Source organism: Marinobacter sp. UBA2688, assembly GCF_002352785.1.
In the GTDB taxonomy this organism is placed as follows: Bacteria; Pseudomonadota; Gammaproteobacteria; order Pseudomonadales; family Oleiphilaceae; genus Marinobacter; species Marinobacter salarius.
The window spans coordinates 88,865-113,764 of the sequence record NZ_DELU01000009.1 but is presented as its reverse complement, the minus strand read 5'-3'; the positions used below and the strand labels follow the sequence as shown (position 1 = coordinate 113,764).

26 protein-coding genes are annotated in these 24,900 nt (G+C 57.9%); 18 read left to right on the top strand and 8 right to left on the bottom strand.

Going from position 1 to position 24,900, the window contains the following annotated elements; genetic code table 11:
* Positions 1-105: 105 nt before the first annotated feature.
* Positions 106-1,575, bottom strand: a complete 1,470-nt coding sequence (locus B3M52_RS04460; protein ID WP_036208871.1) for an ATP-binding protein — start codon at positions 1,573-1,575, stop codon at positions 106-108.
* Positions 1,562-2,278 (bottom strand): response regulator, encoded by a 717-nt coding sequence (locus tag B3M52_RS04455; protein WP_036208869.1) that lies wholly within the window; start codon positions 2,276-2,278, stop codon positions 1,562-1,564. Before B3M52_RS04455 ends, B3M52_RS04460 begins: the two co-directional genes overlap by 14 nt.
* Before the next feature lie 141 nt (positions 2,279-2,419).
* Here B3M52_RS04455 and B3M52_RS04450 point away from each other — a divergent pair, with 141 nt between their 5' ends.
* Positions 2,420-3,667: a substrate-binding periplasmic protein gene (locus B3M52_RS04450; protein WP_286748972.1), complete on the top strand. Its 1,248-nt coding sequence runs from the start codon at positions 2,420-2,422 to the stop codon at positions 3,665-3,667.
* 2 nt (positions 3,668-3,669) lie between these two features.
* On the opposite strand, the gene B3M52_RS04445 is transcribed toward B3M52_RS04450, so the two are convergent.
* Both B3M52_RS04445 and B3M52_RS04440 read right to left on the bottom strand, forming a co-directional pair.
* Positions 3,670-5,358 (bottom strand): HAD family hydrolase, encoded by a 1,689-nt coding sequence (locus B3M52_RS04445; RefSeq protein ID WP_041334022.1) that lies wholly within the window; start codon positions 5,356-5,358, stop codon positions 3,670-3,672.
* 2 nt (positions 5,359-5,360) lie between these two features.
* On the bottom strand, positions 5,361-5,924 hold the full coding sequence (locus tag B3M52_RS04440; RefSeq protein WP_075194495.1) for a DUF2845 domain-containing protein: 564 nt from the start codon (positions 5,922-5,924) through the stop codon (positions 5,361-5,363).
* A gap of 312 nt (positions 5,925-6,236) precedes the next feature.
* Here B3M52_RS04440 and thpD point away from each other — a divergent pair, with 312 nt between their 5' ends.
* The 3 genes from thpD (at position 6,237) to B3M52_RS04425 (ending at position 8,368) form a co-directional block, all read left to right on the top strand.
* Complete coding sequence (gene thpD, locus B3M52_RS04435; RefSeq protein WP_036208857.1) at positions 6,237-7,151, top strand: ectoine hydroxylase; 915 nt, start codon at positions 6,237-6,239, stop codon at positions 7,149-7,151.
* 33 nt (positions 7,152-7,184) lie between these two features.
* Positions 7,185-7,637, top strand: a complete 453-nt coding sequence (cadR, locus tag B3M52_RS04430; protein WP_036208855.1) for a Cd(II)/Pb(II)-responsive transcriptional regulator — start codon at positions 7,185-7,187, stop codon at positions 7,635-7,637.
* An 80-nt stretch (positions 7,638-7,717) separates the two neighbouring features.
* Positions 7,718-8,368: a cation transporter gene (locus B3M52_RS04425; protein ID WP_041334016.1), complete on the top strand. Its 651-nt coding sequence runs from the start codon at positions 7,718-7,720 to the stop codon at positions 8,366-8,368.
* On the opposite strand, the gene B3M52_RS04420 is transcribed toward B3M52_RS04425, so the two are convergent.
* Positions 8,340-10,001 (bottom strand): M12 family metallo-peptidase, encoded by a 1,662-nt coding sequence (locus B3M52_RS04420; RefSeq protein ID WP_286748970.1) that lies wholly within the window; start codon positions 9,999-10,001, stop codon positions 8,340-8,342. The two genes, B3M52_RS04425 and B3M52_RS04420, sit on opposite strands and share 29 nt — an antisense overlap.
* 93 nt (positions 10,002-10,094) lie before the next feature.
* Here B3M52_RS04420 and rrtA point away from each other — a divergent pair, with 93 nt between their 5' ends.
* Complete coding sequence (rrtA, locus tag B3M52_RS04415) at positions 10,095-10,682, top strand: rhombosortase (RefSeq protein WP_286748969.1); 588 nt, start codon at positions 10,095-10,097, stop codon at positions 10,680-10,682.
* Here rrtA and B3M52_RS04410 read toward each other — a convergent pair.
* Positions 10,672-11,592 (bottom strand): AEC family transporter, encoded by a 921-nt coding sequence (locus tag B3M52_RS04410; protein WP_036208847.1) that lies wholly within the window; start codon positions 11,590-11,592, stop codon positions 10,672-10,674. The genes rrtA and B3M52_RS04410 overlap by 11 nt on opposite strands.
* Positions 11,593-11,739: 147 nt before the next feature.
* Here B3M52_RS04410 and B3M52_RS04405 point away from each other — a divergent pair, with 147 nt between their 5' ends.
* The 6 genes from B3M52_RS04405 (at position 11,740) to fabB (ending at position 16,567) form a co-directional block, all read left to right on the top strand.
* A complete protein-coding gene (locus B3M52_RS04405; RefSeq protein WP_036208845.1) occupies positions 11,740-12,450 on the top strand; it encodes a Crp/Fnr family transcriptional regulator in 711 nt (236 codons plus the stop codon).
* Between the two features lie 91 nt (positions 12,451-12,541).
* A complete protein-coding gene (gene trhA, locus B3M52_RS04400) occupies positions 12,542-13,231 on the top strand; it encodes a PAQR family membrane homeostasis protein TrhA (RefSeq protein WP_081899296.1) in 690 nt (229 codons plus the stop codon).
* 79 nt (positions 13,232-13,310) lie between these two features.
* Entirely contained in the window at positions 13,311-13,766 is a 456-nt protein-coding gene (locus B3M52_RS04395; protein ID WP_036208837.1) for an EVE domain-containing protein, read from the top strand.
* Positions 13,767-13,845: 79 nt separating this feature from the next.
* The gene (locus tag B3M52_RS04390; RefSeq protein WP_036208834.1) at positions 13,846-14,676 is read left to right on the top strand and encodes an ion transporter; all 831 of its coding nucleotides are present in this window, start codon (positions 13,846-13,848) and stop codon (positions 14,674-14,676) included.
* Between the two features lie 159 nt (positions 14,677-14,835).
* Complete coding sequence (fabA, locus tag B3M52_RS04385) at positions 14,836-15,345, top strand: bifunctional 3-hydroxydecanoyl-ACP dehydratase/trans-2-decenoyl-ACP isomerase (protein ID WP_007153372.1); 510 nt, start codon at positions 14,836-14,838, stop codon at positions 15,343-15,345.
* A gap of 10 nt (positions 15,346-15,355) precedes the next feature.
* Positions 15,356-16,567 (top strand): beta-ketoacyl-ACP synthase I, encoded by a 1,212-nt coding sequence (gene fabB, locus B3M52_RS04380; RefSeq protein ID WP_085679192.1) that lies wholly within the window; start codon positions 15,356-15,358, stop codon positions 16,565-16,567.
* A gap of 62 nt (positions 16,568-16,629) precedes the next feature.
* Here fabB and B3M52_RS04375 read toward each other — a convergent pair whose 3' ends face one another.
* Positions 16,630-16,983 (bottom strand): helix-turn-helix transcriptional regulator, encoded by a 354-nt coding sequence (locus B3M52_RS04375; protein ID WP_041334002.1) that lies wholly within the window; start codon positions 16,981-16,983, stop codon positions 16,630-16,632.
* A gap of 453 nt (positions 16,984-17,436) precedes the next feature.
* Here B3M52_RS04375 and sufB point away from each other — a divergent pair, with 453 nt between their 5' ends.
* The 7 genes from sufB to B3M52_RS04340 are packed head-to-tail and all read left to right on the top strand — an operon-like array spanning position 17,437 to position 23,689.
* Entirely contained in the window at positions 17,437-18,885 is a 1,449-nt protein-coding gene (gene sufB / locus B3M52_RS04370; RefSeq protein ID WP_075194399.1) for a Fe-S cluster assembly protein SufB, read from the top strand.
* Positions 18,886-18,945: 60 nt separating this feature from the next.
* Positions 18,946-19,719: a Fe-S cluster assembly ATPase SufC gene (gene sufC / locus B3M52_RS04365; RefSeq protein WP_041334000.1), complete on the top strand. Its 774-nt coding sequence runs from the start codon at positions 18,946-18,948 to the stop codon at positions 19,717-19,719.
* Between the two features lie 12 nt (positions 19,720-19,731).
* Positions 19,732-21,018 carry a Fe-S cluster assembly protein SufD gene (gene sufD, locus B3M52_RS04360; RefSeq protein ID WP_085679189.1) on the top strand — a complete coding sequence of 429 codons (1,287 nt, stop codon included), beginning with the start codon at positions 19,732-19,734 and terminating at the stop codon, positions 21,016-21,018.
* 6 nt (positions 21,019-21,024) lie between these two features.
* Entirely contained in the window at positions 21,025-22,278 is a 1,254-nt protein-coding gene (locus tag B3M52_RS04355; RefSeq protein WP_286748961.1) for an aminotransferase class V-fold PLP-dependent enzyme, read from the top strand.
* A gap of 13 nt (positions 22,279-22,291) precedes the next feature.
* A complete protein-coding gene (locus B3M52_RS04350; RefSeq protein ID WP_007153379.1) occupies positions 22,292-22,645 on the top strand; it encodes a HesB/IscA family protein in 354 nt (117 codons plus the stop codon).
* Positions 22,646-22,685: 40 nt separating this feature from the next.
* Positions 22,686-23,228, top strand: a complete 543-nt coding sequence (sufT, locus tag B3M52_RS04345) for a putative Fe-S cluster assembly protein SufT (protein WP_007153380.1) — start codon at positions 22,686-22,688, stop codon at positions 23,226-23,228.
* Complete coding sequence (locus B3M52_RS04340) at positions 23,228-23,689, top strand: SufE family protein (protein WP_007153381.1); 462 nt, start codon at positions 23,228-23,230, stop codon at positions 23,687-23,689. The genes sufT and B3M52_RS04340 overlap by 1 nt, the downstream gene beginning before the upstream one ends.
* Before the next feature lie 11 nt (positions 23,690-23,700).
* On the opposite strand, the gene B3M52_RS04335 is transcribed toward B3M52_RS04340, so the two are convergent.
* A complete protein-coding gene (locus tag B3M52_RS04335) occupies positions 23,701-24,897 on the bottom strand; it encodes a flagella assembly protein FlgT (RefSeq protein WP_286748960.1) in 1,197 nt (398 codons plus the stop codon).
* Positions 24,898-24,900 lie beyond the last annotated feature (3 nt).

The following is a 24,900-nucleotide window of genomic DNA, read 5'->3' as shown; positions in this document are numbered from 1 at the left end:
ACTCCTTGTTTTTGTTGTATTAGCAATATCGGAGTCTATGGCAATACCTCGGGGAGGAACGTATCAAACTGAAAGGCCGATGTAACACGGTTGTTACATGCCACCTCAATGTCGGGGCAGCGTGAGGGTGACGTCCAGGCCACCGCCTGGCCAATTCGCGATTTCAAGGTCGCCACCATGGCTTTGGGCAATGTTACGGGCTATGCCGAGACCAAGCCCATGCCCCCGCCGGTGTTCCTGGCCCAGACGGTAGTAGGGCTCGAAAATTCGTCCAAGTTCGGCCTCCGGAATACCCGGCCCGTAATCCCGGACGTGGATCGTCAACTGCTCTGGAGAGTCCTCCACACTGATGGTCGCAGAGTCCCCATACTTGACGGCGTTGTCCACCAGGTTACCCAGGCATCGTTTGAGCGCCAGTGGTTTGCCGCGATAAGCCGCGCAGTTTCCTTCCACGACTACCCGCGGGCTCTCTCCTCCATACGCTTCCGCCATTCGCCGTAACATGCCGTCAATATCAACCAACTCCACGTTTTCATGGATGTCGGTGTCCTTCATCCCCTGCAAGGCCCCCTTCACCAGCAATTCCAGCTCCTGAAGGTCGCTCTCGAATCGCTCGCGAATGTCGGCGTCGTCAATCAGGTCGGCGCGCAGGCGAAGCCGGGTTATCGGGGTTTTCAGATCGTGGGAGATGGCTCGGAACAGCTGATCCCTGTCGCTGATGTAACTTTGTAGCCGCCGATGCATGGTATTGAAACCACGGGTTACCGCCACAATTTCCGCACTACCCTGCTCTCTCAATGGTGATCGGTGTTCATCCAGCGGCAGGTCCCGCGCTGCCCTGGCCAGCTTGTGCAGTGGTCGGGTCTGGCGACGCACCAGCCAGGCCAGCACCGGGAACAGAACCCCTATCATCACCAGGATAAACACGATCTGCTGCCCCGGGATGCTTTCATCATCCAGCGAGACATAGGGCGCCGGCAACAGCGAAGCCAGGTACAGCCACTCTCCTGTGGCAATCTCCACCTGAGTCACCAGAACGGGCGGTTTGATGGGTTCCAGCGTCAAAGCATAGTGGGCCCAGGATTTCGGCAACGCATCTAATGGCAACTGGGTATTCAGTATTCGCAGGTCATCGGGGTGAACAAATTCCACGTGCAGATTTATCGATTTCCCCAACCGGCTTTTCAACACCGCCACGACTTCGTCTGTCACCAGGCGCTTGCGTTCACTGTCAGGCAACGCACGCATATCGATGTGTTTGTCGTTGAGGGAGACAAAAAAGCGGGAGCCTCCCATATCCCGCAGCTGGTCCAGCACAATATGCCGGTATTCCAGTGGCAGGGACTTGAAGAACTGCGTCGTTGCCGCCGCTGATGAGGCCAGGTTGCGGGTGGTGCTGACCAGGCCCTCCACCTGCTGGGCGCGGAATGTGCCCACCCAGATCACGCTGGAGGCGACCTGGGCAACGCCCATTGCCAGCAGAGTCAGCAACAGAATGCGTCCGAGAAGCGACGAAGGCACAAGACGCCAGACCTTGCGGCCGGTTTCTAAGGTTCCCTCGTTATTCCGCGCCATGGGTCACCGTTGCCGCCAGCAGATACCCCGCCCCTCGCACCGTCTTGATCAGCCTGGGGCTCCGCCCCTGGTCTCCCAGGCGCTGGCGCAGGCGGCTGACCGCCACATCCACCACCCGGTCCAGCGGCATGGACTCCCGCCCCCGGGTAACGCCGGAAATGGTGTCACGGTCCAGGACTTCGTTGGGGTGTGCCAGGAACAGTTGCAACAATGAAAAATCCGCGCCGGACAACGGCGTGGCTTCGCCCTGGTCCGAGATAAGCTCATGGGCCTGGGTGTCCAGCCGCCAGCGATCAAAGTACACGTACCGGGGATTGTCCGCACGATTGAACCCGGAGCGTCGCAACAGTGCCTTGACCCGGGCCTGCAACTCCCGGGCGCTGAAGGGCTTGGCCAGGTAGTCGTCGGCACCGATTTCAAGGCCGACCACACGGTCGGTTTCGTCCGAGCTCGCGGTCAGCATGATGATCGGCACCTGTGAGTGCTCGCGAATCTCACGGCACAGCGTGAAACCATCGTCGCCCGGCAACATGACATCAAGGACAATCAGATCGACCCGTGCCTCTGACAGAGTGCGGCGCATACTGTCGCCCTCGGCCGCGGTCATGACATCATAGCCGACACGAGACAGGTGCTCATGCAACAATTCACGGATTGCCAGGTCGTCGTCAACAACCAGAATCGATGTTTTTACATCAGACATTCATCAGCCTTTATTGTTATTCATTCGAGCAGGGAGATGCCTGAACCTTGTCGGGCCGCTGTCAGACAACGTAAGGCAAAACCCACATCCAAATGCTAGTCTTCAGTCAGCATTGTCAACAAAAGGGATGACTCGGTCATCATGGATCTTCGGCCTATGGCCCTGAGCGTACTCGGCACCCTAGCTGTTTCCGTGTGCCACGCCGGGCCTTCCACACTCACTCTCTACACATTTGAATCCCCGCCTTACCAGATGTCTGCACAGACAGCCGGTGGCGTAGCGGATGTGGTTGGCGAAACCGTAGATACCGTGACCTGCGCGGCCAATCAGGCCGGCTGGTCCACGAACATCCGGCTCGCTCCCCAGAACCGGGCTGCGCACTCACTCAGCCGCAATCTCATTGACGGCTACTTTGCCATAGATCCGTCCACCGAGCTGGATATCACGGCAAAAAGAAGTGACCCGGTATCGCTGGAGAAGTGGTACCTTTTCAACGCAGACCCCGGCCCCATCCCAGACACCGCCCGTATCGGCGTTGTCGACGGCAGCAACGAGGAAGCCTGGCTCGAAGCCAATGGTTATAACATTTTTCTGAGCGTGTCATCACCAAGCCAATTGCCCGCCCTGCTCAGGCGCGGTCGAATTGACGCCGCCCTGATGGATGAGCGAACCATGAGTGGCCTGCAACACATGGAGGGCACGGGTTACAACGAGCTGAATGCACACTTTCTTCGCTACGCGCCTCTGTATCTGTATATGAGCGAGAATTTCACCGCCAACAACCCGGACTTCATCTCAAGCTTTAACCGCTATCTACCCGGGTGCATGGAGGGGCAGATTACACTCTCCGCAGAGGAGGACAAGCGCATAAGGCAATTGGCGGAGCGGCTGTTCAGCGAGCTCGACAGCATGCTGGACCTGCAACAAGCCATTGATGCCGGCCCACGCCTCGAAACCCTGGCGGACGTACTGACCTTCGACAGCATGTGGCAGGCACAGGCACCGGAAAAGGCAACCGACCTTGCCAGTACCATACTTGAGTTGCCGGGATCGCGAACTCTGAATGCCTGGACGCTTACTCACCCGGAACTGGTCACCGAGGCATTGCTCTCCAATAACATGGGCACTCTGGTCGCCATGAGCCAACTTACCTCGGATTACTGGCAGGGGGATGAGCCAAAGTTCAACGCTGTCGTATCAAACATCCGCTCCGGTTTAACCGGGCTGGAGGCCATGTACCTTTCGGACATTCGATACGATGCCTCGACATCCCGCTTTCAGGTGACGGTCAGCGCCCCCGTTGGGCCCATTACCGACAAACTGCCAAAGGGCGTTATCTCCCTTGGACTCGACATCGAAGAGGCGCTGGCGAACAGCCGGCCTCACTGAGATTACGGCGGGCCGATTTCGCAGGCCAGCACCAGCGCCCAGAATTCCGAAAAGTCATTGACCACCACATCCGGTTTATCCGGATGCTTGTGAGTGCCCGGAAAGATCCGGTTCAGCCAGGGCAAATCCCACTGCGCACCGTTGAAAAACACCGCCGTCATGCCGGCGCGTTTGGCGGCTATCACGTCTGTGGTGCTGTCACCTACGTACCAGACGCTCGGGTCTGGCGGGTAATCCAGCTTCTGCACGGCAAGATAAAGCTGATCGGGATGAGGTTTTCTCAGCGGCGTGTCGTCTCCACAGACGTCCACATCAAACAGATGCGTCCAGCCGGTGTCCTCTACGGCGGCCAACTCATGCTCGAAGAATTCCCGGTCACGATTGGTAATAACACCCACCTGAATATTGATCCGCCGAAGTCCCTCAAGAACGGCCCGCACCTTCGGCTCAAAGGCTTTCACCGTGCCGTAGTGCTCGCGGTAGTGACGATTGAACGCTTTGTGGGCGATCTGCTTGGCCTCCTGATCCTCCCCGAACAAGACCTCGAAAATATCGGTGCGCGAAATCTTGCGGTCGGCCCGAACCTTGGGGTGAAGCTTGGCAAACTCCCGCACGTAAGCCACCAGCCGAGCGTCTTCCGGTGTCTTGCTGTCTTCCGGCGCCAGCATACGGCTGACCAGGCCCAGTTCCTCGAAATCCGGGAACATATCGTCCACCGCGTGATACATGGCGTCCAGGGTATCCACCAGCGTGGCGTGCCAGTCGAACAACACCACCGACGGGCGGATCAGGCTGACAACGGCAGGATGCCAGTCCGGCTCAATGCGGGGCTGTGGCGGCTCCGGCCGCGGATAGGGCCGTGGCCGGACTTCCGCCGGAGTGGCCTGAAATGCCTTTGGCTGATGTCGCTCCAACAACGCCAGCAGGTCTATGAGGTCTTCGAAACTGTCCAGTATGGCAGCCGGAGCGTCGCGATAACTGAACCAACTGTCAATTCGATCCGGCTCCCAACAGGCGCCGTTGTAGAAAACACCCGATACCCCGGCACGGTTGGCCGTGAGCATATCCACGTAGCTATCGCCCACATACCAGGCCTGTTCGTCGACTGGCAGCCCCAGTTTCTCCAGCACGCGGGTAATCACTTCCGGGTCGGGCTTGTACTCGGTGACATCGTCGGCGCACACGGTAGCGTCAAACAGGTTGCGCCAGCGCCCCTCGTCCACCATGCTCAGCTCCTTATCCAGGAACTCCCGGTTGCGGTTGGTGGACACCGCCAGCTGGATGCCCATTTCCTTCATGGCGGTCAGGTACTCGTAGGCGCCCTGCTGGAAGGGCCGTACCTTGCCGAAGTATTTCCGGTAACAATCGTTGTAGGCTTTATGGGCGACAAGCTTGGCGTCTTTATCGTCGCCAAAGATGGCGTTGAAGATGTCGGTGCGTGATACCCGCCGTTCCGCCAGAATGCGCGGGTGCAGCCGTCGGAAGATCCGTATGTAACGGACCAGGCGAGCATCGTCTGAGGTGCGACATTTGTCCTCGGGCAGCAGCCGGTCCACCAGGCCCAGGTCTTCCAGCTGCGGCAGCATCTCTTCCATGGCGCTGAACATGGCATCGTGCGTATCCACCAGCGTGCCATGCCAGTCAAACATCAGCACCGAGGGTGCGGGCAGTCCATCGCTGAATCGGGCCATAATCAGTTTCCCGTTGGTTTCTTCGCGGTCTCCACGTGAACCACCCGCCCATTACGCAACTTGACGATGCGGCGGAACTGGGTCTTTCCGGTCTCGTACAGCCACTCTTCCACAGGCACCAGTTGATCGGCACGGTAGTGACCGGCGACCGTTGACCCACGGCCAACGGGTTCCCAGGTGACTCGCCGGGAAAGCGGCTCGCCGCAATAGGCCACCATTTCGAATTCGCTGAGCCCACTTTGCAGCCGCGCCGGAGAGCAGTCACCGGCACTGTCGCCGGCGAAGCCATAGCCCAGGCTGTGCTCATGCCGGAGCTTGCCATTCCTGAATTCAAGGCGGCGAATAAATCCCTGTGGGCCGGGGTTGTAGTACCAATGCTCGACTTCGCCCACAACACCTATTCCGGGAACGGTGGCCGTTGGGTAGGTCGCTACGTAATCCGGCGCACCGCAGCGCTCTTCAACCTCCACTGGCCAGTCACCGACGTCCACCAGTGACGAGCCACAGCGAAAAGCACCATTGGCGGCACCCGGCAAGGCAGCCAACCCCGGAAGAACCAAAAGCATCAACACTCTGATTGATAACGGCAACCGCATACCCTTCCTCCCCTGAACGCTCCTAACCTTCCATAGTAGAAGCATGAAAAGGTGTTGGGCACCCGTAAATCGTAAAAAACACGTAAACAACCACCGTCTGATCCTCAGCAATCAACGTTCACTGTTCAAAGGACCACTACCCATGGCCGGTTGGGTTGGTAGTGGACTTTTCAAACTGCGGCCTCGCTCGAAGATGTTTCAAGGGTCTCCTCCATATCAACGGTTGAAATACATCTTAAGACCCCAACGGATCAGGTTACCTACGCAATAAGGAGGACACATATGGCACGCCCACAAGACCTGTTTCCGACACGCCTCGAACGCAAACTGGGCATGTTTGAGCGACTGGATCCTGTGGTACACACCCCTTCGGAGCGCCTGTCGGACGGCCCACTATCCGCCAAACAGGTGCGAGAGTTCGATGAGAGGGGGTTTCTGTTTTTTGATTCCTTCTTCTCCAAGGACGAGATGGACGGGTTTATCAAAGAGCTTAAAGACTACGAGGACGATGACGACCTCAAGTTGTCTGAGGGCACCATCCTTGAGCCCGGAAAGGAGGAGATTCGATCCATCTTCGGCATTCATGACATTTCGGAACGCTTTGACCGGCTGACCCGTGATGCTCACCTGCTCAACATCGTGCGTCAGTTGCTGGACAGCGAGGTCTACATTCACCAGTCGCGGATCAACTACAAGCCCGGTTTCAAAGGCAAGGGGTTCAACTGGCATTCCGATTTCGAAACCTGGCACAGCGAGGATGGCATGCCGCGCATGCGCAGCCTCAGTTGTTCCATCGTGATGACGGACAACAACGAGTTCAACGGCCCGTTGATGCTGATTCCGGGTTCCCAGAAGTATTTTATCCCCTGCGTCGGTCGCACGCCGGAGGACAACTACAAAGAATCCCTCAAGAGCCAGGATCTCGGGGTTCCAGACGCAGCCAGTCTGACCCGGTTGATGGACGAGAACGCCATTGAGGCACCGAAGGGCCCACCGGGGTCGTTGATCATCTTCGAGTGCAACACGCTGCATGGTTCCAACGTGAATATGTCGTGCTGGCCGCGAAGCAACCTGTTTTTCGTTTACAACAGCATTCACAATACTCTGGAAGAGCCTTATTGTGGCAATAAACCACGGCCTGAATTTCTGGCCAACCGGAAAAATCTGGAACCATTGAAGCCGGTCAAGAACCCATAACGGTCTTGGCGGACAAACGGCAGGCGAACAACCATGAAAATTGGCGAAATCTCGAAAACCACAGGCATTCCGGTAGAAACCATTCGCTACTACGAAAAAATCGGGCTGGTGCCGGCACCCGACCGCCTGGCCAGTGGCTATCGCCAATACCGGCAAAGCCACCTTGATCGCCTGCTGTTCATCAAACGTTGCCGTAACCTGGATATGGCACAGGACGAAATCCGGGAGCTCATACGCCTGGCCGACCAGCCGGACTCTGATTGCAGTGAGGTGGATGCCCTTCTGGCTCGGCACCTCAGCCATGTACGCGAGCGTTTGCAGGAGCTTGAAAGCCTGGAAGATACCCTTGAACAACTGCAGCATGCCTGCTCCGAAGGCCGTACAGTCAGCGAGTGCGGCATCCTCGGCGGACTGACTTCGGAGCCGGCCCAAGACGCGTCCTCCGGCAACCACAACCATATTCCCGGCACTCACGGCTCTCGCTGAACACCATTTTCGCGACGGGGTTTGACTCTGTAGTAGCTACAGGGTTTTTAATGAATACAGTCTCACATAAGGAGGTATTCATGGCCTGCAGTAGCTGCTCCGCCCCCAACCCAAAATCCCCCGCTCCAGGCTTTCGAAAGGCATTGTGGATTGCGCTTTGGGTCAACCTTGCAATGTTTCTGGTGGAAGGCATCGCAAGCCTTCAATCCGGGTCGGTGTCGTTGATGGCCGATGCCATCGACTTCTTTGGCGACAGCGCCAACTACGTGCTGTCCCTGACCGTACTGTCCATGGGTATGCTTTGGCGCGGCCGGGCCGCCCTGGTGAAAGGTATTACGATGGCCGTTTTCGGTGTCATCGTACTCGCCCGGGCCATCTGGGTACTTCAGAGCGGCATCACACCGGAGCCGCTGACCATGGGGGTCGTGGGCCTTATGGCACTGGTGGCAAACGTCGTTGTGGCACTGATACTGTTCCGTTACCGGGATGGCGATTCAGACATGCGCTCGGTGTGGCTGTGCAGTCGCAACGATGCTATCGGCAATGTCGCCGTCATGGTGGCCGCCCTGGGGGTATTTGGCACTGGCACTGCGTGGCCTGACCTGGCCGTGGCGACCATCATGGGCGGCTTGGCTATTACCGCGGGTGTCAGCGTAGTGCGTCATGCCCGGAAGGATATTGAAGGCGCCAAACAGGCGTCAGTCAGTTCCGCCAGCCCGGAAGTCCGATAACTCGTACTGGCTGGCCCACACCGCCCTGGCAACGAAGGCTCGCCGCGAATACCGCGACCACAAGCCACCACCAGGAAACGGAACCACCGCCACCACCGCCTCCGGAATCCGAGCCGGTGGCTTCCGGCGTGTCTGATGTCGGTTCAGCGTCGTCCGGATCTCCCGTCGTCCCAGACTCATTGTCGGTAACCGCAATTTCCGTCAGTATCGAATCGTTTATCGGCCGGATATCCTTAACGTCACCGCTGTTGCTGGCCAGACTCACATTCTGCAGCAAACTGAATGTCGGGCGATCGCCGGCAACCGCGTGAACGCTGAGCTGAAGCCCCGTTCTAGCCTGTATTTCACCACAGTCATAGGCATCGGTGCCCAGCAAGGTACAGGCTGCGCCACCTACACTGACGCCCAGCAAGCGCCCCTCCTGATCACCGATAGCCCCTGCAACGACAAGGCCGTCTGCTGGCTCGGCAGCCCGGCGATACGCAATGTCGAAATGCGCCTGAAACGACGACTGAGCCTGAACCTCACTCGGGTTTCCGGAGACGGCGGTGAGCCCCGCATCCGCCGGGAAGTTAAAACATTGTTCGACCGAATTTAGCTGGGAAATCCTGTTGGTGAGGGCATCGTCGGAGCACTGGGAGAACTGCGTGGCCGAGGACACCACATAAGGGCTCATGATATTTACGCCTTCATCGCACCCATTATCTGGCGAGTCGTGGCTTGCCCCCAGGTTATGGCCAATCTCGTGGGCGATCACAACCGCAGTGGTTGCGTTAGAGTTATAAGCATTGGTAATACCGGAGGCATAGCCTTGCGAGTAACACACCGTACCAACCCACGCCAGACCTGCCGTGGAGCCAGCAAAATCGCGACCGCTGATCAGGTGAAATATCGACCGTTCGCTTTCCAGGAACGGTAAAATTCGGCTGCCTCTCCGGGCAGTTACGTCGTCCAGCAGGGTTCCCGCATCCGTGGTGCTGTCGAACGTCCCCGGCCCGGTGAACGTCAGCGATAAGGTATCGAACACAATCCCGAACTGATCGGCGTAGAAGCCCTCCACCATATTCAGTATGGCTCCTGCACGGCCCTGGAAGTCGCCCGGGAAGCGATCCTGGAACTGCTGGTCAAACGCCAGCTCAAGTTCCAGCATCAGGCAGGCGCCGTCTACCTTGTTTGCGCAGAGTGTGTCGTAACTGGCGGAGACCGCCTGCGCCATGGCACGACCGGTCAAGCTTTGCGGAGTGATGAATGTTCGGCCATGGAGATGATCAAGACCGCACTGCGGCGCCTCCAACTGGCTGGTACTAAAACTGGTCACGCGACTGGCACGAGGGGCATCGCCGATGGCATGCATACGCCCGAAAACGTACGCCAAGCCTTCCCAACCGCTGTCCAGGCGGGAAACCCTCACCCAACTGTCCGGGTCTTCCGGGAAGTGCCCTTTATAGTGAGTGCCGGCAAGGTCGGAATCCCGGGCGTTGTCCACCCGCAAGTTCTCCTCCAGCACCGCTGCGTAATCATGGCCGTCGATCCAGATATCACGAACCGTGCTGGTGTCCGCAACCACAGGGGTTACAGCAAGGAGCATGAGGGTGATTATGGCCGCAACAACCTGTATAAACTTGAACTGCATTGAACATCCCTGTTTTGTTGTTTAAAGGGGGTGCACAAAATCTAATCACTTCGCAAACAGGGCACCAGGCGTTTTGCGTAACGCCGTGTATTTATGACACACACACGATCACCACAACTGTTCCCTTACTGGCCGAGATTCACGGTACTGGCAGCGCTGCTGGCGGCTGCATTCCTGTGGCCGGCAAGCGCTCTGGAATGGTCTCGTGAGGGTATTCCTGGCGGCGAGTACTGGCGGCTGCTCACCGGCCACTGGACCCACCTGGGCCCGAACCACCTGCTACTCAACCTGGCGGGGCTACTGGTAACCGGCCTGTTGTTCACAAGGCATCCCCCCCTGCCGAGCTGGATAAGCTACCTGATTCTCTCCCCTCTCGCCATCTCTTCAGGCCTGTTTCTGGCGGCGCCCGAGGTTGACTGGTATCGGGGGTTTTCAGGCTGTCTTCATGGGCTTCTGGTGTTTACGGCCTTGTTCAATATCAAAGCGGATACCCGCTGGAGCATCACCATACTGGCATTCATTCTGCTGAAGATGGCAACGGAGGTGTTTCTATACCCGGCGGTTGGCGAAAACCCATTGATTGGGGGCCATGTCATCGTCCAATCCCACTGGCTTGGCGCGCTCACCGGCCTGATAGCGGGCTTGTTCACCTTACGCACCGCTCCCCGGGTTACGGCATAACCAGGGCCACCATCACCGGAATAAACGCCAGGGCAAACAAGGTGCTCAGCAAGGCAGTGCCGGCGGCCTGTTTTGGCGCGGTGTCCAGCAGCGTGGCTATGACCACCGTATTGGCGGCAATGGGCGTTATGGAAATCAGGAAAATCGCCTGGTAGACGGCCAGGTTATAGATACCGAAGAAACGGGCATCCAGCCACCAGAGCACGATGGCCGCCAGCGGCCAGGACACGAACTTGCCGAAGAACGCCAGGCCGGTAAAACGCGGGTTGCCCGCCAGCCCGCGGAAACTGAGAATCCCCATGCCAATAATCATCATGCCGAGGACGCTGTAGGCCCCACGAAGGTTGTCGAAAAGCGGCGTGAAAACATCCGGGATGGAAAATCCGTTCAGGTTCAGCACAACCGCCAACATAAAGGCGTAGACCGAAGGCAGCCGCGCCACCCTCACGAGGGAATCCTTGAGGCTGTACCGTCCCCGGGCGGCCAGATAGAAGCCCACGGAATTCTCGAACAGCGTCGTACCCAGCATGCACACGATATAAAGCGCCAGTCCTTCCTGACCAAACAGCAGCAATGCCACCGGTATGCCAAAATAACCGGTATTGCCCGTGCCCACCGACAACGGAATAAGACTGGCACTGCCGTCCGAAATTATTCCGCGGGCAATCCTCATGTGCGCAAAACCGAGCACCGAACACAGCGTAAAAACCAGTAGTGGCAACAGGATCACTTCCGTCGAGAGCGGTGCCGCCATAACGCCGGAAAACACCACAGAGGGCGTTACAATGTAGAGCATGATACCGGCGATGTGTTTACCGCTGGCCTGAAGATAACGCCCGGCAACCCAACCCAGGGCAACCGTGATATACAGGGGGAGCAGTTTGTAGAACAGTGCGAGGGCCGCGGCCATGCTGACTCCGGTACAGGGCAAGAAAGGCACCGAGTTTAACACCAGCAGGAATATTGATTCAGCCGCTAAGACAAACTGGTTTAATTTATTTTGAATGTACCTATCCAGATGCCAAACTCCGACAACCGACTCAGCCAAGGTGCTCCCATGAAACAAGAACCGATTGCCAGCTCATCGCCCCCCTGCATGCTGGCAGAGCGACACCGGGATATTATCTGGCATGAGCCCGCGCCGGAGTCCCATGCGTTACTCAGTGGGCTCAGCCACTGCTTTGGCATTCATCTGAGCAACGACAGCGACAACCCCCAACAGCGCTTCGTCAGTGAACTGGGCGGACTGTTCCAGAAATGCCGGGTGGACGCTGAAACCGATCTGGAGCGACACAACCGCCCCTGGGGTAACGTGTACCTGATCCAGCACGGTGTGCTTCGACTGTTCCGGGAATCACTGGCGGGAAAGGTGGCCATCCACCATTTTTTCACGGAAGGGGATCTGATCTGGCCTGTCTTTGGCAGAAGCCGAACTTCCCGCAACACCCTGTGCCTCACAGCCGTTACCCCCGCAACACTCTGGGTGGCCGATTTTTCCGCGTTCCGGGCAGCAGTCCAGGCACAGGGGGATGGCGCCTGGGAAAAGTTCGCCATTGTGCTGACGGAGGAAGTCGCCGAGCTGACCAGCATGAGGGAGTTCCGCAAGCAAACCATGCCGGCCCAAGAGCGTTACCGGCTGTTGCTGGACGAGTATCCCGAGCTGATCAAGCGGGTGCCGGACAACCAGCTGGCGTCGTGGCTGGGCGTGGTGCCGGCAACTTTCTCAAGGCTGAAGAAGGCCACCGGCAACGGCCGCAGTTCGGGATAATCCGTCGAACAGCGTTCTTACAGGCTCGAGCTGAACAACACGTCACACTTCGTCTATTGCGTACACCTGTACGCTGAAGTACCGTAGCGGCATGACAGAACCGAACCAGGTACCCATGAAAGCTCGCGAGAACCCCGAAGAATCCGTCCATCACCGTATCGAGGAATGGCTGAACAGTGCCACCCACGGCCTCGGCGCCCTTCTTAGCGTGATCGGCACGGTTGCATTGATCGTCGCGGCCAGCCAACTGGGTGATGTCTGGAAGGTTGTAAGCTTCAGCATTTTTGGCGCGTCCCTGATCATGCTTTACCTGGCATCGGCGCTTTACCATGGTGCTCGCCATCCCCGGATGCGAGCGCTGTTCAAGACCCTGGATCACTGCGCCATCTTCGTGCTGATCGCCGGCACCTACACCCCTTTCCTGCTGGTCAACATGCGCGGTACCAGCGGTTGGACCCTGTTTGCCATCATCTGGTCCCTGGCGGCTACCGGCGTGGTTCTGAAAGTCATCTTCCAGAACCGCTTCAAACTGGCACGTGTAGGTATCTACATTGCCATGGGTTGGCTGATCACCTTCGCCTCATCGGACCTGGTAGCGAGCATCAGCGAGACAGCCCTCTACCTGACCATCGCGGGTGGCGTGGTCTATACAGCCGGCGTCGGCTTCTACCTCGCGGACCGCATTCCCTACATGCATGCGGTATGGCACCTGTTCGTCATCGGCGGCAGCGCCCTGCACTTCAGCGCAATCTACTACGGCGTCCTGCCCCATACCCTGTGACAGCGTGACCGTGCCATAACGGCCAGACGAGCCGGATTTTGGTTATACTGTATAACCTCACCATGTCGGGAGCCGAGCGATGGCAAAGTGGCTGGTCAAGACCGAACCGTCCGAATGCAGCATCGATGACTTTGAGAACGCGAAGGATCAGACCATCCCCTGGGACGGAGTGCGCAACTATCAGGCGCGAAATTTCCTGCAGGAAATGGCCGAGGGGGACGACGTGTTTGTTTACCACTCCAGTTGCAAACACATTGGCGTGGCAGGGATTGTCCGCGTCGTCACGTCCGCCTATCCAGACCCGACCCAGTTCCGGGAAAACTCGCCCTACTACGACCCCAAAAGCACACCGGACAAGCCACGCTGGCAGGCCGTTGATATGGCCTTTGAGAAAAAGCTCCCGCGACTGATCCCACTGGATGAAATCAAGTCCCTGCCAGGGCTTGAGGGTCTGGCATTGATCAGGCGAGGCAACCGCCTGTCGGTGATGCCCGTTACTGAAGAGCAGTGGCGGATCATACTCGCCAACGCCTGAGCGCAGTTCCCGCTACCCAATCCGGCCCACTCCCTTTAGAATTCAGGCTCCGCGATCGTTATGGAGTTGCTGTTTTCCCATGTCCGACCAACCAAGCCCCACAACCGGATTCGAACAACTGCGCCGCATTGAGTCCAGCCGGATCTTCCAGAGCGTGGTTATCGGCATCATCATCCTGTCGGCGCTCACCATTGGCGCAAAGACCTATGAGCTTCCGCCACTGGTGGAGGCTTCCCTTAGCGTGATGGACAACGCCATCACCTTGTTTTTCCTGATAGAAATCCTGTTCCGTTTTGCTGCCTGCCCCAACAAGAAACGCTTTCTGATGGACGGCTGGAACCTGTTCGACACACTGGTCGTGGTTGGCAGCCTTATTCCACTGGACAACTCCGACGCCGTGCTGCTTGGCCGATTGTTGCGAGTGTTCCGGGTGTTGCGCCTGGTCTCTGTGGTGCCCGAGCTGCGCTTCCTGATCAACTCTCTTCTGAAAGCCATCCCGCGCATGGGCTACATCGCCCTGTTGATGTTTATCATTTTCTACATTTATGCGGCCATGGGCTCAATGTTCTTTGCCGACGTGGACGAGACCCTTTGGGGCGATGTCGCCATAGCCATGCTTACTCTGTTCCGGGTGGCAACCTTCGAGGACTGGACGGATGTGATGTATGCCACGATGGAATCCTACCCGCTCAGCTGGCTCTACTACCTGACGTTCATATTCCTGACGGCCTTCGTATTCCTCAACATGATGATCGGGGCTATCCTGGAAGTCATGAGTGAGGAACAGAATGCGGAGCAGGCCCAAAAAGCCCACGATGAACGGGACGAGATCGCACGCCAGTTAAAGGCGGTTCAGCAACAGTTGCAGGAACTGACGAAGCAGGTATCCGAGAAATCCGGGGGGCGCTGACCTCCGGAGTCGTTGGCCAGGGTGGCGTCGCCATGGCGAAGTGAAAAATCGTCACAGAAAATTTGTGCCCGACTGCAAACTGCAACCAATGGTCAATAGCCTTAGCGGTAATACCAGCTAAAGTATAAGAAACCATTTTGTAACAGGAACACTGGCATTATGACCCCTGATCACTTTACCAAGGCCGATCTGGAAGCCTGCGGACAAGGCACGCTCTTCCCCGGCAAGATGCGACTGCCCATCAATGAAATGCTGATGATGGACCGCGTTACCCATTTCAGCGAAACCGACGGGCTCTATGGCAAAGGCAGCATCGTTGCGGAGCTGGACATCAACCCGGACCTCTGGTTCTTCAAGGTTCATTTTGTGGACGATCCGGTCATGCCCGGCTGTCTGGGCCTGGACGCCATGTGGCAGTTGGTGGGTTTTTTCCTGGCAGCCACCGGAGGTGAAGGCAAGGGTCGCGCGCTTGGAAGCGGTGAGGTGAAGTTTTCCGGCCAGGTGCTACCCACGAACAAACTCGTTCGGTATCACCTCGACATCAAACGGGTCATCCGCCGCAAGCTCACCATGGCCATTGCCGATGCCCGTATGGAAGTGGATGGCCGGGAAATATACACCGCCAAAGACCTGAAGGTCGGCATGTTCAATTCTACGGATGACTTCTAGGAGCCATTAAATGCGTCGTGTTGTTATTACAGGCATGGGAATCGTCTCCAGCCTCGGAACCAATCAAGACGAAGTAACCCGGTCCCTGCGGGATTCAATTCCTGGCATTGGCTTTAGCCAGGAAGCCAAGGACAACGGTCTGCGCAGCCATGTATGCGGACAGATTGACCTGAATCTACCGGAACTGATCGACCGCAAACTGATGCGCTTCATGTGCCCGGCCTCCGGCTACACCTACCTGGCGATGAAAGAAGCCATTGAGCAAGCAGGACTGACAGAAGAGCATATCCGCGCCAACTCAACCGGCGTCATTACCGGCGCTGGCGGTGCATCAACGGTGGAACTGATGGACGCCATCGACACCCACCGTGAGAAAGGCATCCGTCGTGTAGGGCCTTATCGTGTGCCCCGCACCATGGGCAGCGCTATCAACGCCTCTCTTGCTACGGCATTTGGCATTACCGGCATCAACTACGGTATCACCTCAGCCTGCGCCACCAGTGCCCACTCCATTGGCCATGCTGCCGATATGATTGCCCTGGGCCGCCAGGACGTGATGTTTGCCGGTGGCGGTGAAGACATCCACTGGACGCTGAGCCTGATGTTCGACGCCATGGGTGCGCTGTCCACCAAATACAACGACACCCCCGGAAAAGCCTCCCGCACCTACGATCGGGATAGGGACGGTTTCGTCATCTCTGGCGGCGGCGGCATCCTGGTACTGGAAGCCCTGGAGCATGCGGAAGCTCGCGGAGCCAACATCCTGGCCGAGTTGGTGGGCTTCGGCGCAACCTCTGACGGCGCCGATATGGTGGCGCCCAGCGGTGAAGGCGCCATTCGCTGCATGCAGCAGGCGATGAAAAACATCGATGGCGAGATCAGCTACATCAACACCCACGGCACCAGCACGCCAGCGGGGGATGTCACCGAACTCAAAGCCCTGAAGGAAACCTTTGGCGACAAGATACCGCCACTGAGCTCAACCAAGCCACTTTGCGGCCATGCTCTGGGCGCAGCCGGTGTGCACGAGGCCATCTACAGCCTGATCATGCAGCGGGGGAACTTTATTGCTCCGTCAGCCAATATCGAAAACCTGGATGAAGGCGCCGAAGGCTACCCCATCGTGCGGGAACGGCAGGACAACGTGGATCTGCCCCTGGTGATGAGCAACAGCTTTGGCTTCGGCGGCACCAATGGCACACTGATCTTCAAGAAAGCCTGACCACCCGGCAGCAAACCGCCGGGGCACGCACAAATTTGCGGCCCCGGCGTTTTCAATATTCCTTAAGCAACCCGCGAGCGGTAGGCTCCTGGCGATTTACCCATCCAGCGTTTGAACGCACGGCTGAAAGCACTGAGTTCGGAGAACCCGAGCTGTTCAGCGATTTCCACCAGAGGCTTACTGCGATCCTTCAGGTAGGCCAGCGCCCGTTCACGCCGGATGTCCTCAAGCAACGCAGCAAAGGTCAGATTTTCTTCTTTCAATCTTTTATGGAGCGTGTGCCGGCTCATGTGCAGCTGAGAGGCAACTGCCTCCACCCCCACCCGACCACGTTCCAGATGCCCGGCAATCAACGAAGTCACTCGCGCACTGAACGGTGCCATAGCCGCGCGGGGCTTCATCGGTTCTGAGTGCATGTCACGGTCTCCTGATCATTCCCTGCAGGCACGCTTTACCTGCGCTGGTCAGCGTACACATGTTAGCCGAAAATAACCATATTGGGCTTTAGTCGCAGACAGGAAGACACACTCCGCCTAATAGCACAAAGAGCCGGGCTATCGACCCGATTACCGCACCCTTAGTGCCACAAGGGTCGATTAAGGTATAATCACGACACGCGCAATTTAATACCTGACTATTTTACTCTGGTATTGTATACTCACTCACCAGAAGAAACGGATATTGCCCTTGATTTTCAACAGGGCCGCACCCAATCCGTCATCCAAAAACCGATTGCAGGGCGCACCCAGATCTGGGGCGATCACTGCGACGCATGAATTTATGACATCCGCCCGGCAGCCCTGAACACGAGACTACCGGCGACACCAGGGGCTGCAAGGCCCGAGATGAGAGAATACGGAGCGACGATCATGGCGACCACCGATAAAGAGGTGAACGAGCTGATCAAACGGGAATACGAACACGGTTTCGTAACAGACATCGAAGCCGACACGTTCGAGCCCGGCCTGAACGAAGACGTCATTGCCCGCCTTTCCGCCATCAAGAAAGAGCCGGAATGGATGCTGGAATGGCGCCTGAAGGCCTACCGTCGCTGGCTGGAAATGGACGAGCCGGACTGGGCACACGTGGGTTATCCGAAAATCGACTACAACTCGATTTCCTATTACTCCGCGCCCAAGCGCAAGGAAGACATGCCCCAGAGCCTCGACGAAGTCGACCCTGAGCTGCTCAAGACCTACGAGAAACTGGGCATTCCCCTGCACGAGCGTGAAAAGCTTGCCGGCGTGGCTGTTGACGCCGTGTTTGACTCCGTTTCCGTGGCAACCACCTTCAAGGAGCCGCTGGCCAAGGCTGGCGTCATCTTCTGCTCCATTTCGGAGGCCATCCAGGACTACCCGGAACTGGTGAAAAAGTATCTGGGCTCTGTGGTTCCTGCAGGCGACAACTTTTTCGCGGGCCTGAACTCCGCCGTGTTTTCAGATGGCACATTCGTGTACGTACCCAAGGGTGTTCGTTGCCCCATGGAACTGTCCACTTACTTCCGCATTAACGCGGCCAACACCGGTCAGTTTGAGCGCACCCTGATCATCGCCGAGGACAGCAGCTACGTCAGTTATCTGGAAGGCTGCACCGCGCCGATGCGCGACGAAAACCAGCTTCACGCTGCCGTTGTTGAACTGGTGGCCCTGGACGATGCACAGATCAAATATTCCACGGTGCAGAACTGGTACCCGGGCGATGAGAATGGCAAAGGCGGCATCTTCAACTTCGTCACCAAACGTGGCGCCGCTATTGGCAAGAACTCAAAGATCTCCTGGACTCAGGTCGAAACCGGTTCTGCGGTGACCTGGAAGTACCCGAGTTGCGTGCTGCGTGGTGACAACAGCGTGGGCGAATTCTACTCGGTGGCACTGACCAACAATTACCAGCAGGCGGATACCGGTACCAAGATGATCCATCTGGGCAAGAACACGTCCAGCACCATCATTTCCAAGGGCATTTCCGCCGGCAAGAGCTCCAACGCCTATCGCGGGCTGGTGAAGTTCGGCCCGGGTGCGGAAGGTGCACGTAACTATACCCAGTGTGATTCGCTGCTGATCGGCGACCGCTGTGGCGCCCACACCTTCCCGTACATCGAGAGCAAGAACAAGTCGGCCATCGTTGAGCACGAGGCAACCACCTCCAAGGTCAGCGACGAGCAGATGTTCCTCTGCCGCCAGCGTGGCATCGACCCGGAGCAGGCGGTTTCCATGATTGTGAACGGCTTCTGTAAAGAGGTGTTCAAGGAGCTGCCGATGGAGTTTGCCGTGGAAGCTGGCAAGTTGCTTGAAGTCAGCCTTGAAGGGTCCGTTGGTTAAGCCCAGGCTCATATACAAATTTTCAGATTCCAGTTTTCAGATTATAGAGAGACGCCAGAAATGCTAAGCATCAAGAACCTGCACGCATCCGTTGAGGGTGAAGAGATCCTCAAGGGCATCAACCTGGAGATCAAGGCCGGGGAAGTTCACGCCATCATGGGCCCCAACGGCTCAGGCAAGAGCACCCTGTCCCAGGTGCTGGCAGGCAATGAGACATTTGAGGTAACCCAGGGCGAAATCAGCCTGAACGGCGAGAACCTGCTGGACCTTGAAACCGAAGAGCGGGCTCGTGAAGGTATTTTCCTGGCGTTCCAGTATCCGGTGGAGATTCCCGGCGTCAGCAACCTGCAGTTCCTGCGCACCGCCGTCAACGCCATGCGCACACACCGCGGCGAGCAGGAAATGAACGCCGCGGAGTTCATGAAGCTGGCCAAAGAGGTTTCCAAACAGGTGGACCTGGACCCGGCGTTCCTCAAGCGCGGTGTCAACGAAGGCTTCTCCGGTGGCGAGAAGAAGCGCAATGAGATTCTTCAGGCGCTGTTGCTGCAGCCAAAGCTGGCCATTCTGGATGAGACAGACTCAGGGCTCGACATTGATGCCCTGCAGGTGGTTTCCAAGGGCGTAAACGCCCTGCGCGCCGAAGACCGTGCCATTCTGATGGTGACTCACTACCAGCGTCTGCTGAACCACATCGTACCAGACCATGTTCATGTACTGGCCGGTGGCAGGATCGTCAAATCCGGGGGTCGCGAGCTGGCCCTCGAGCTCGAAGAGCGTGGCTACGGCTGGCTCGGCGTGAAAGACGAAGAAGCCACCCCCAGTGCAGCCAGCTAAGGAGGCCGTGGAATGAAACCAGCACCAACCATTTCCAGCGCCTTCCTTGAGCCGGGCGGGCATTCGCTGCCCGAGCCGTTGCTTGAACTGCGCAAACAGCGGGGCACGGCACTGGTGGATATGCCATTGCCCACCCGCAAAACCGAGAACTGGAAATACTCCAGCCGGCACCTGAAGCTGACCGACGAACTGGCCACCACCCTGCCCGCAACCGGCAAGGACGGCTGCAGCTTGTCGATTCCCGGTTATCGCGTGGTGTTCCACAACGGCGTGATGATTCCGGAGGCCTCGGACTTTCCGGACCTGGACGGCATCCGCATTCAACGCTTCGCCGATCTGGACGATGACGAGGCCGCGGCCCTGGCCGAACGCCTGGACAACACGCTGGACACCCGTGCCGTACAGATGGCGCGACTGAACTCCGCTCGCTTTGAAGACGGCCTGTACATCCAGCTGGACAAGGAAGCGGTTCTCGATCAGCCGCTGTTCATCGTGCACGAAGTGACCGGCACAGCTTCCGGCTCGGCGTACCCGCGCATTTATGTGGATGCCGCGCGTCACAGCCAGATTACGGTGGTAGAGGAATACCTCTCCAGTGGCGAGGAGCCGGTCATGGTGGATACCGTCACCGAGTTTGTACTGGCAGATGGAGCCCAGGTCACGAATGTGCGGCTGGTCATGGAAGGCGAAAATGTACAGCACATCGGGGCTACCGGTGTTCGCCAGGCCGCCAATTCCCGCTTCGAGAGCCACTGCGTGGGCTTCGGCGGACCACTGCGTCGCCATGACCTGCAGGTTCGGCTGGAAGGCGAAGGCGGTGAGTGCAAACTGAACGGCGTGGTTGTCACCCAGGGCAAACAGCACTACGACAACCATACCTCCATTGAACACGTGGCCGCTCACTGCGACAGCGAGGAAACCTATCGCAATATCGCTGCAGACGAGTCCCACGCGGTGTTCAATGGCCGCATCCATATCCACGAGGATGCCCAGAAGTCCAACGCGAACATGAACAACAAGAACCTGTTGCTCTCCACCGGCGCCGAAATCGACACCAAGCCCGAGTTGGAGATTTACGCGGACGACGTCAAATGCGCCCATGGTGCCACCATCGGCCAGCTTGACAGGATTTCCCTGTTCTATCTGGTATCCCGCGGCATCGGTCGCCGTGAGGCCAATACCCTTTTGACAATGGCCTTTATTAACGAACTTGTTGAACAGATTCCGGTTCAGGCGGTCAAAGACGCTGCCCAGCTCCGGCTGAATGAATTTTTCGATCAGACGTTTCAGGAGGCCTGACCGGTTATGACAGACCTTTCCATGGCCAAAAAGGCGGGCACTGCGGCGTTCGACGTCGAGGCCATTCGCCGGGACTTTCCGATTCTTGATCAGCAGGTCAACGGCAAGCCCCTCGTGTATCTGGACAACGGCGCTTCGTCACAGAAGCCCATCGCCGTGCTGGACGCCATGGATCGCTACTACCGGGAAATGCATTCCAACGTCCATCGGGGCGCCCACACGCTTGGCGACCGCGCCACCAGCGCCTTCGAGGGCGCCCGGGAGAAGGTTCGCGCGTTCCTGAACGCTGACAGCACCCGCGAGATTATCTGGACCCGTGGCACCACCGAGGCCATCAACGTGGTGGCCAATGGCCTGGCCGGCCGCCTCAAGCCTGGTGACGAAATTCTCGTCAGCCATATGGAACATCACGCCAACATCGTGCCCTGGCAGATGGTGGCCGAGCGCACGGGCGCGAAGGTGGTTCCCATCCAGATCACTCCACAGGGTGAATTGGATCTGGACTCGTTCAATAGTTTGCTGGGCGACCGCACCCGGGTACTGGCACTGACGCACGTGTCCAACGTCCTGGGCACGGTGAACCCGATTGCACCGCTGATTGAGCAGGCCAAGGCTCACGGCGTGATCACCGTTATCGACGGCGCACAGGCGGTGCCGCATTTCCAGCCGGACGTACAGGCTCTGGGCTGTGATTTCTACGTGTTCTCGTCCCACAAGCTGTTCGGCCCGACGGGCGTTGGCGTGCTGTACGGCAAGGCCCAGTTGCTGGAAGAAATGCCCCCGTTCCAGGGTGGCGGTGAAATGATTGAGCGGGTGTCGTTCGAGCGCACCACTTGGAACGTGCTGCCTTACAAGTTCGAGGCCGGCACACCGCCGGTTGCCGAGGCCATCGGCCTGGGCGCGGCCATTGATTATCTGGGCAACCTGGATCGCAATGGCATGGAAGCGGCGGAAAACGCGCTTCTCACCCGCGCCAACGAACTGGTCGAGTCGGTCCCGGGCATGGAAATCATCGGTACGGCCAGCCAAAAGGTGCCGGTCATGTCCTTTAAAATCGCCGGCCTGCACCCCAGTGATATAGGAACACTGCTGGATCAGCAGGGCATCGCGATTCGCACTGGCCACCACTGCGCCATGCCGCTGATGGACTTTTACGGGGTTCCCGGTACAGCCCGGGCGTCCTTTGCGTTTTACAATACGCTGGAGGAAGTGGAACAATTATTCACTGCCCTGCAGAAAATCCAGCGTCTGTTTGCCTGATGGAGGTGGAAATATGACAGCCGAAGTCTTCACACCAACCGTGGCGGTCACCATGACCCCGACAGCGGTGAAACACGTACGCAAACAACTGGACAAGAAGCCTGAGGCGAAAGGTATCCGCCTGGCGATCAAGAAAAGCGGCTGTTCCGGCTTCAAGTATGAAACCCAGTGGGTGGAAGAAGCCGCAGCGGACGACAAGGTGTTTCACATCGACGGTGTGGACGTCTTTGTAAAGGAAGAGCACCTGCCTCTGGTGAACGGCATTGAAATTGATTTTGTGACCGAAGGGGTGAACTCCCTGTTCCAGTTCCGGAATCCGAATGCGACGGCAGAGTGCGGTTGTGGCGAGAGCTTTACAGTCGCCTGAACCCGACAAACCAGATAGCGAATACGAGGCCCATTAAGGCATGCAAGAACGGGAAGTGGTCCTGACCAAACGCGAAGTAGAGGCGCGCCTGGTGCCCGCCGGAACCGAAATCATGATTCCGTCGGACACCTTCGTCACCATCACACAGTCACTCGGTGGTAGCTTCACCGTGGCCGTGAACGGCAACCTCGCTCGTATTGAAGGCCACAATGCCGATGCACTGGGCAAGAAGCCCCTTGAAAGCAGCTTCGACACCCCCGAAGACGGTACGGTGAACGAAAACCAGGTGTGGGAAGCGATGCGCAACTGCTACGACCCGGAAATTCCGGTCAACGTGGTGGAGCTGGGCCTGATCTACGAGTGTGAAATACAGAATGGCACGGAAGACGGCAACCATGTGTACGTCAAGATGACACTCACGGCCGCCGGCTGCGGCATGGGCCCGGTGATCACTGAAGACGTCAAGACCAAGCTTGAGCATGTACCCAATGTGGACAAGGTGACCGTCGAACTGACCTTCGATCCACCCTGGAACAATGACATGCTCACCGACGAAGCCAAGCTTGAATTGGGGATGCTGTAATGACTGCCGCTGAACAGGAGTTTTTGAACAATCCGCTCGGGAAAGACACCACCCTCGAAGACGTCCTCGATGGCTTTGAATTCCTGGACGACTGGGAAGAGCGTTACGCGTTCATTATCGACCTTGGCAAGCAGCTACCTGCATTTCCGGACGACGAGCGCAGGGAAGAGAATTACGTTCACGGCTGTCAGAGCCAGGTGTGGCTGATCCATCATTACGATGAGCAAAGTGGCAAGCTGTACCTGCTGATTGACTCTGACGCCATCATCGTTCGCGGCCTTGCCGCCATTATCCTGGTGGCCCTGAATGGCAAGTCTCCCAGGGACCTGCTGGCCACGGACATCGACGAGCTGTTCGAACAACTGGATCTGTTCCGCCACATCTCGCCCACACGGGGCAACGGCCTGAGGGCCATGGTTGGCAAGATCCGGGACGTGGCGGCGGAAACCGCCGCAGCCTGATTGACCAGTCCCTACCAGACGATGGCCACGTCATCCCGCTGTATATTGATCAGCCCGCCAAAGACAGGAATGCTGCCGTTACTGAAATCCGGGTGAACGTTGTTCACTGTCATGGTGGCGTGGCTGTCCACCAGTTCCGGGGTCGCCCCGGGTGAATCGAAGAAACTGGCACTGCGATAGAGTTTCAGCTCATCCCCCGGGCGCAAGCCTGCCGTGGCTCCGGAATCCAGCGTGACCTTGTTGCCGTCGACTCTCGTCACCCGCGTGATGAATGGCTGACAAGCAAGCGCATCATTGACCGCGGACACCATGTCGTTCATCAATCCCGCAACAGCCTGTCCGTACTCGGTTTCCCGGAAACCCGCCGACCCGAACCCATCAGAAGACCCCGGCCCAGCATTCCAACGTGCCTCCGCCGAAAACCGCTCCTGATAGACAGGTGCGCCGCTGAAGCCGTCATAAACCATCATGTCCACCACAAACCGCCGGTTCTGGTTCGCCGCACCAATGCCCCGTTGCAGGCGGTCGATAACAGAACTTCCCCAGGCGTCCGGGTCAGACACGCCAACATCACGGATGACACCGGTAACCACAAACTGCACCCCAAGCTCGCGAGCCACCTGGATCACGTTGCTCAATCGATTGTTGAATTTCTGGTGCGTTGGGGCATTAAGCAGGTCATCAAACAGGCGCTGGGTGGTCGCACCAAAAACCTGGAGTTGGCCACCACTCTGTAGATCTGCCTGCAACAATTGCGGCAAGACTTCGCCGGCATCCCCTATGCGCCCTATCCGGGCCTGATCCGGATACACCATGGGGAAACCGGTCACGGCCACGCGCTTTCTCAACTCTGCGGCATCGCCGGCCTGGCACTGGCCGCCGGCCGACATGTCGGCGCGAACCGTGACACGTAACAGATTGCCCCGCCGGTACTCGTCCACCACTTCAACGGACTTTGCCCGCGCTGACGAGGCAACCTGTAGGCGGGATTCCGTCACCACACCGTTTTCCATGGTGTCGCGGCTACTGATCCTGGCTTCGTACTGCAGGGAAACATCCCTTAACGCCGCCTTCTTAGCCTCCTGCCGTGCGCTGTCGACGTCATCGTTGTAAATGGTGGCGTGGCCGACGCCCTCCAGCACCACTGCCTGGGCACCGCCACACGCAATTACCAACAGTGCTGTGACAACGGAAATAGCCAGCTTCATGGG

What these genes read in the sequence shown, in the direction of transcription:
- B3M52_RS04440 (WP_075194495.1), bottom strand. Translation starts at nt 5,924, where the DNA reads ATGCTTTTGGTTCTTCCGGGGTTGGCTGCCTTGCCGGGTGCCGCCAAT.
- B3M52_RS04450 (WP_286748972.1), top strand. Translation starts at nt 2,420, where the DNA reads ATGGATCTTCGGCCTATGGCCCTGAGCGTACTCGGCACCCTAGCTGTT.
- B3M52_RS04335 (WP_286748960.1), bottom strand. Translation starts at nt 24,897, where the DNA reads ATGAAGCTGGCTATTTCCGTTGTCACAGCACTGTTGGTAATTGCGTGT.
- thpD (WP_036208857.1), top strand. Translation starts at nt 6,237, where the DNA reads ATGGCACGCCCACAAGACCTGTTTCCGACACGCCTCGAACGCAAACTG.
- B3M52_RS04460 (WP_036208871.1), bottom strand. Translation starts at nt 1,575, where the DNA reads ATGGCGCGGAATAACGAGGGAACCTTAGAAACCGGCCGCAAGGTCTGG.
- B3M52_RS04445 (WP_041334022.1), bottom strand. Translation starts at nt 5,358, where the DNA reads ATGGCCCGATTCAGCGATGGACTGCCCGCACCCTCGGTGCTGATGTTT.
- B3M52_RS04355 (WP_286748961.1), top strand. Translation starts at nt 21,025, where the DNA reads ATGACAGACCTTTCCATGGCCAAAAAGGCGGGCACTGCGGCGTTCGAC.
- sufT (WP_007153380.1), top strand. Translation starts at nt 22,686, where the DNA reads ATGCAAGAACGGGAAGTGGTCCTGACCAAACGCGAAGTAGAGGCGCGC.
- B3M52_RS04390 (WP_036208834.1), top strand. Translation starts at nt 13,846, where the DNA reads ATGTCCGACCAACCAAGCCCCACAACCGGATTCGAACAACTGCGCCGC.
- B3M52_RS04410 (WP_036208847.1), bottom strand. Translation starts at nt 11,592, where the DNA reads ATGGCCGCGGCCCTCGCACTGTTCTACAAACTGCTCCCCCTGTATATC.
- trhA (WP_081899296.1), top strand. Translation starts at nt 12,542, where the DNA reads ATGACAGAACCGAACCAGGTACCCATGAAAGCTCGCGAGAACCCCGAA.
- cadR (WP_036208855.1), top strand. Translation starts at nt 7,185, where the DNA reads ATGAAAATTGGCGAAATCTCGAAAACCACAGGCATTCCGGTAGAAACC.
- sufC (WP_041334000.1), top strand. Translation starts at nt 18,946, where the DNA reads ATGCTAAGCATCAAGAACCTGCACGCATCCGTTGAGGGTGAAGAGATC.
- B3M52_RS04420 (WP_286748970.1), bottom strand. Translation starts at nt 10,001, where the DNA reads ATGCAGTTCAAGTTTATACAGGTTGTTGCGGCCATAATCACCCTCATG.
- B3M52_RS04340 (WP_007153381.1), top strand. Translation starts at nt 23,228, where the DNA reads ATGACTGCCGCTGAACAGGAGTTTTTGAACAATCCGCTCGGGAAAGAC.
- fabB (WP_085679192.1), top strand. Translation starts at nt 15,356, where the DNA reads ATGCGTCGTGTTGTTATTACAGGCATGGGAATCGTCTCCAGCCTCGGA.
- B3M52_RS04455 (WP_036208869.1), bottom strand. Translation starts at nt 2,278, where the DNA reads ATGTCTGATGTAAAAACATCGATTCTGGTTGTTGACGACGACCTGGCA.
- B3M52_RS04350 (WP_007153379.1), top strand. Translation starts at nt 22,292, where the DNA reads ATGACAGCCGAAGTCTTCACACCAACCGTGGCGGTCACCATGACCCCG.
- sufD (WP_085679189.1), top strand. Translation starts at nt 19,732, where the DNA reads ATGAAACCAGCACCAACCATTTCCAGCGCCTTCCTTGAGCCGGGCGGG.
- B3M52_RS04405 (WP_036208845.1), top strand. Translation starts at nt 11,740, where the DNA reads ATGAAACAAGAACCGATTGCCAGCTCATCGCCCCCCTGCATGCTGGCA.
- B3M52_RS04425 (WP_041334016.1), top strand. Translation starts at nt 7,718, where the DNA reads ATGGCCTGCAGTAGCTGCTCCGCCCCCAACCCAAAATCCCCCGCTCCA.
- B3M52_RS04375 (WP_041334002.1), bottom strand. Translation starts at nt 16,983, where the DNA reads ATGCACTCAGAACCGATGAAGCCCCGCGCGGCTATGGCACCGTTCAGT.
- B3M52_RS04395 (WP_036208837.1), top strand. Translation starts at nt 13,311, where the DNA reads ATGGCAAAGTGGCTGGTCAAGACCGAACCGTCCGAATGCAGCATCGAT.
- sufB (WP_075194399.1), top strand. Translation starts at nt 17,437, where the DNA reads ATGGCGACCACCGATAAAGAGGTGAACGAGCTGATCAAACGGGAATAC.
- rrtA (WP_286748969.1), top strand. Translation starts at nt 10,095, where the DNA reads ATGACACACACACGATCACCACAACTGTTCCCTTACTGGCCGAGATTC.
- fabA (WP_007153372.1), top strand. Translation starts at nt 14,836, where the DNA reads ATGACCCCTGATCACTTTACCAAGGCCGATCTGGAAGCCTGCGGACAA.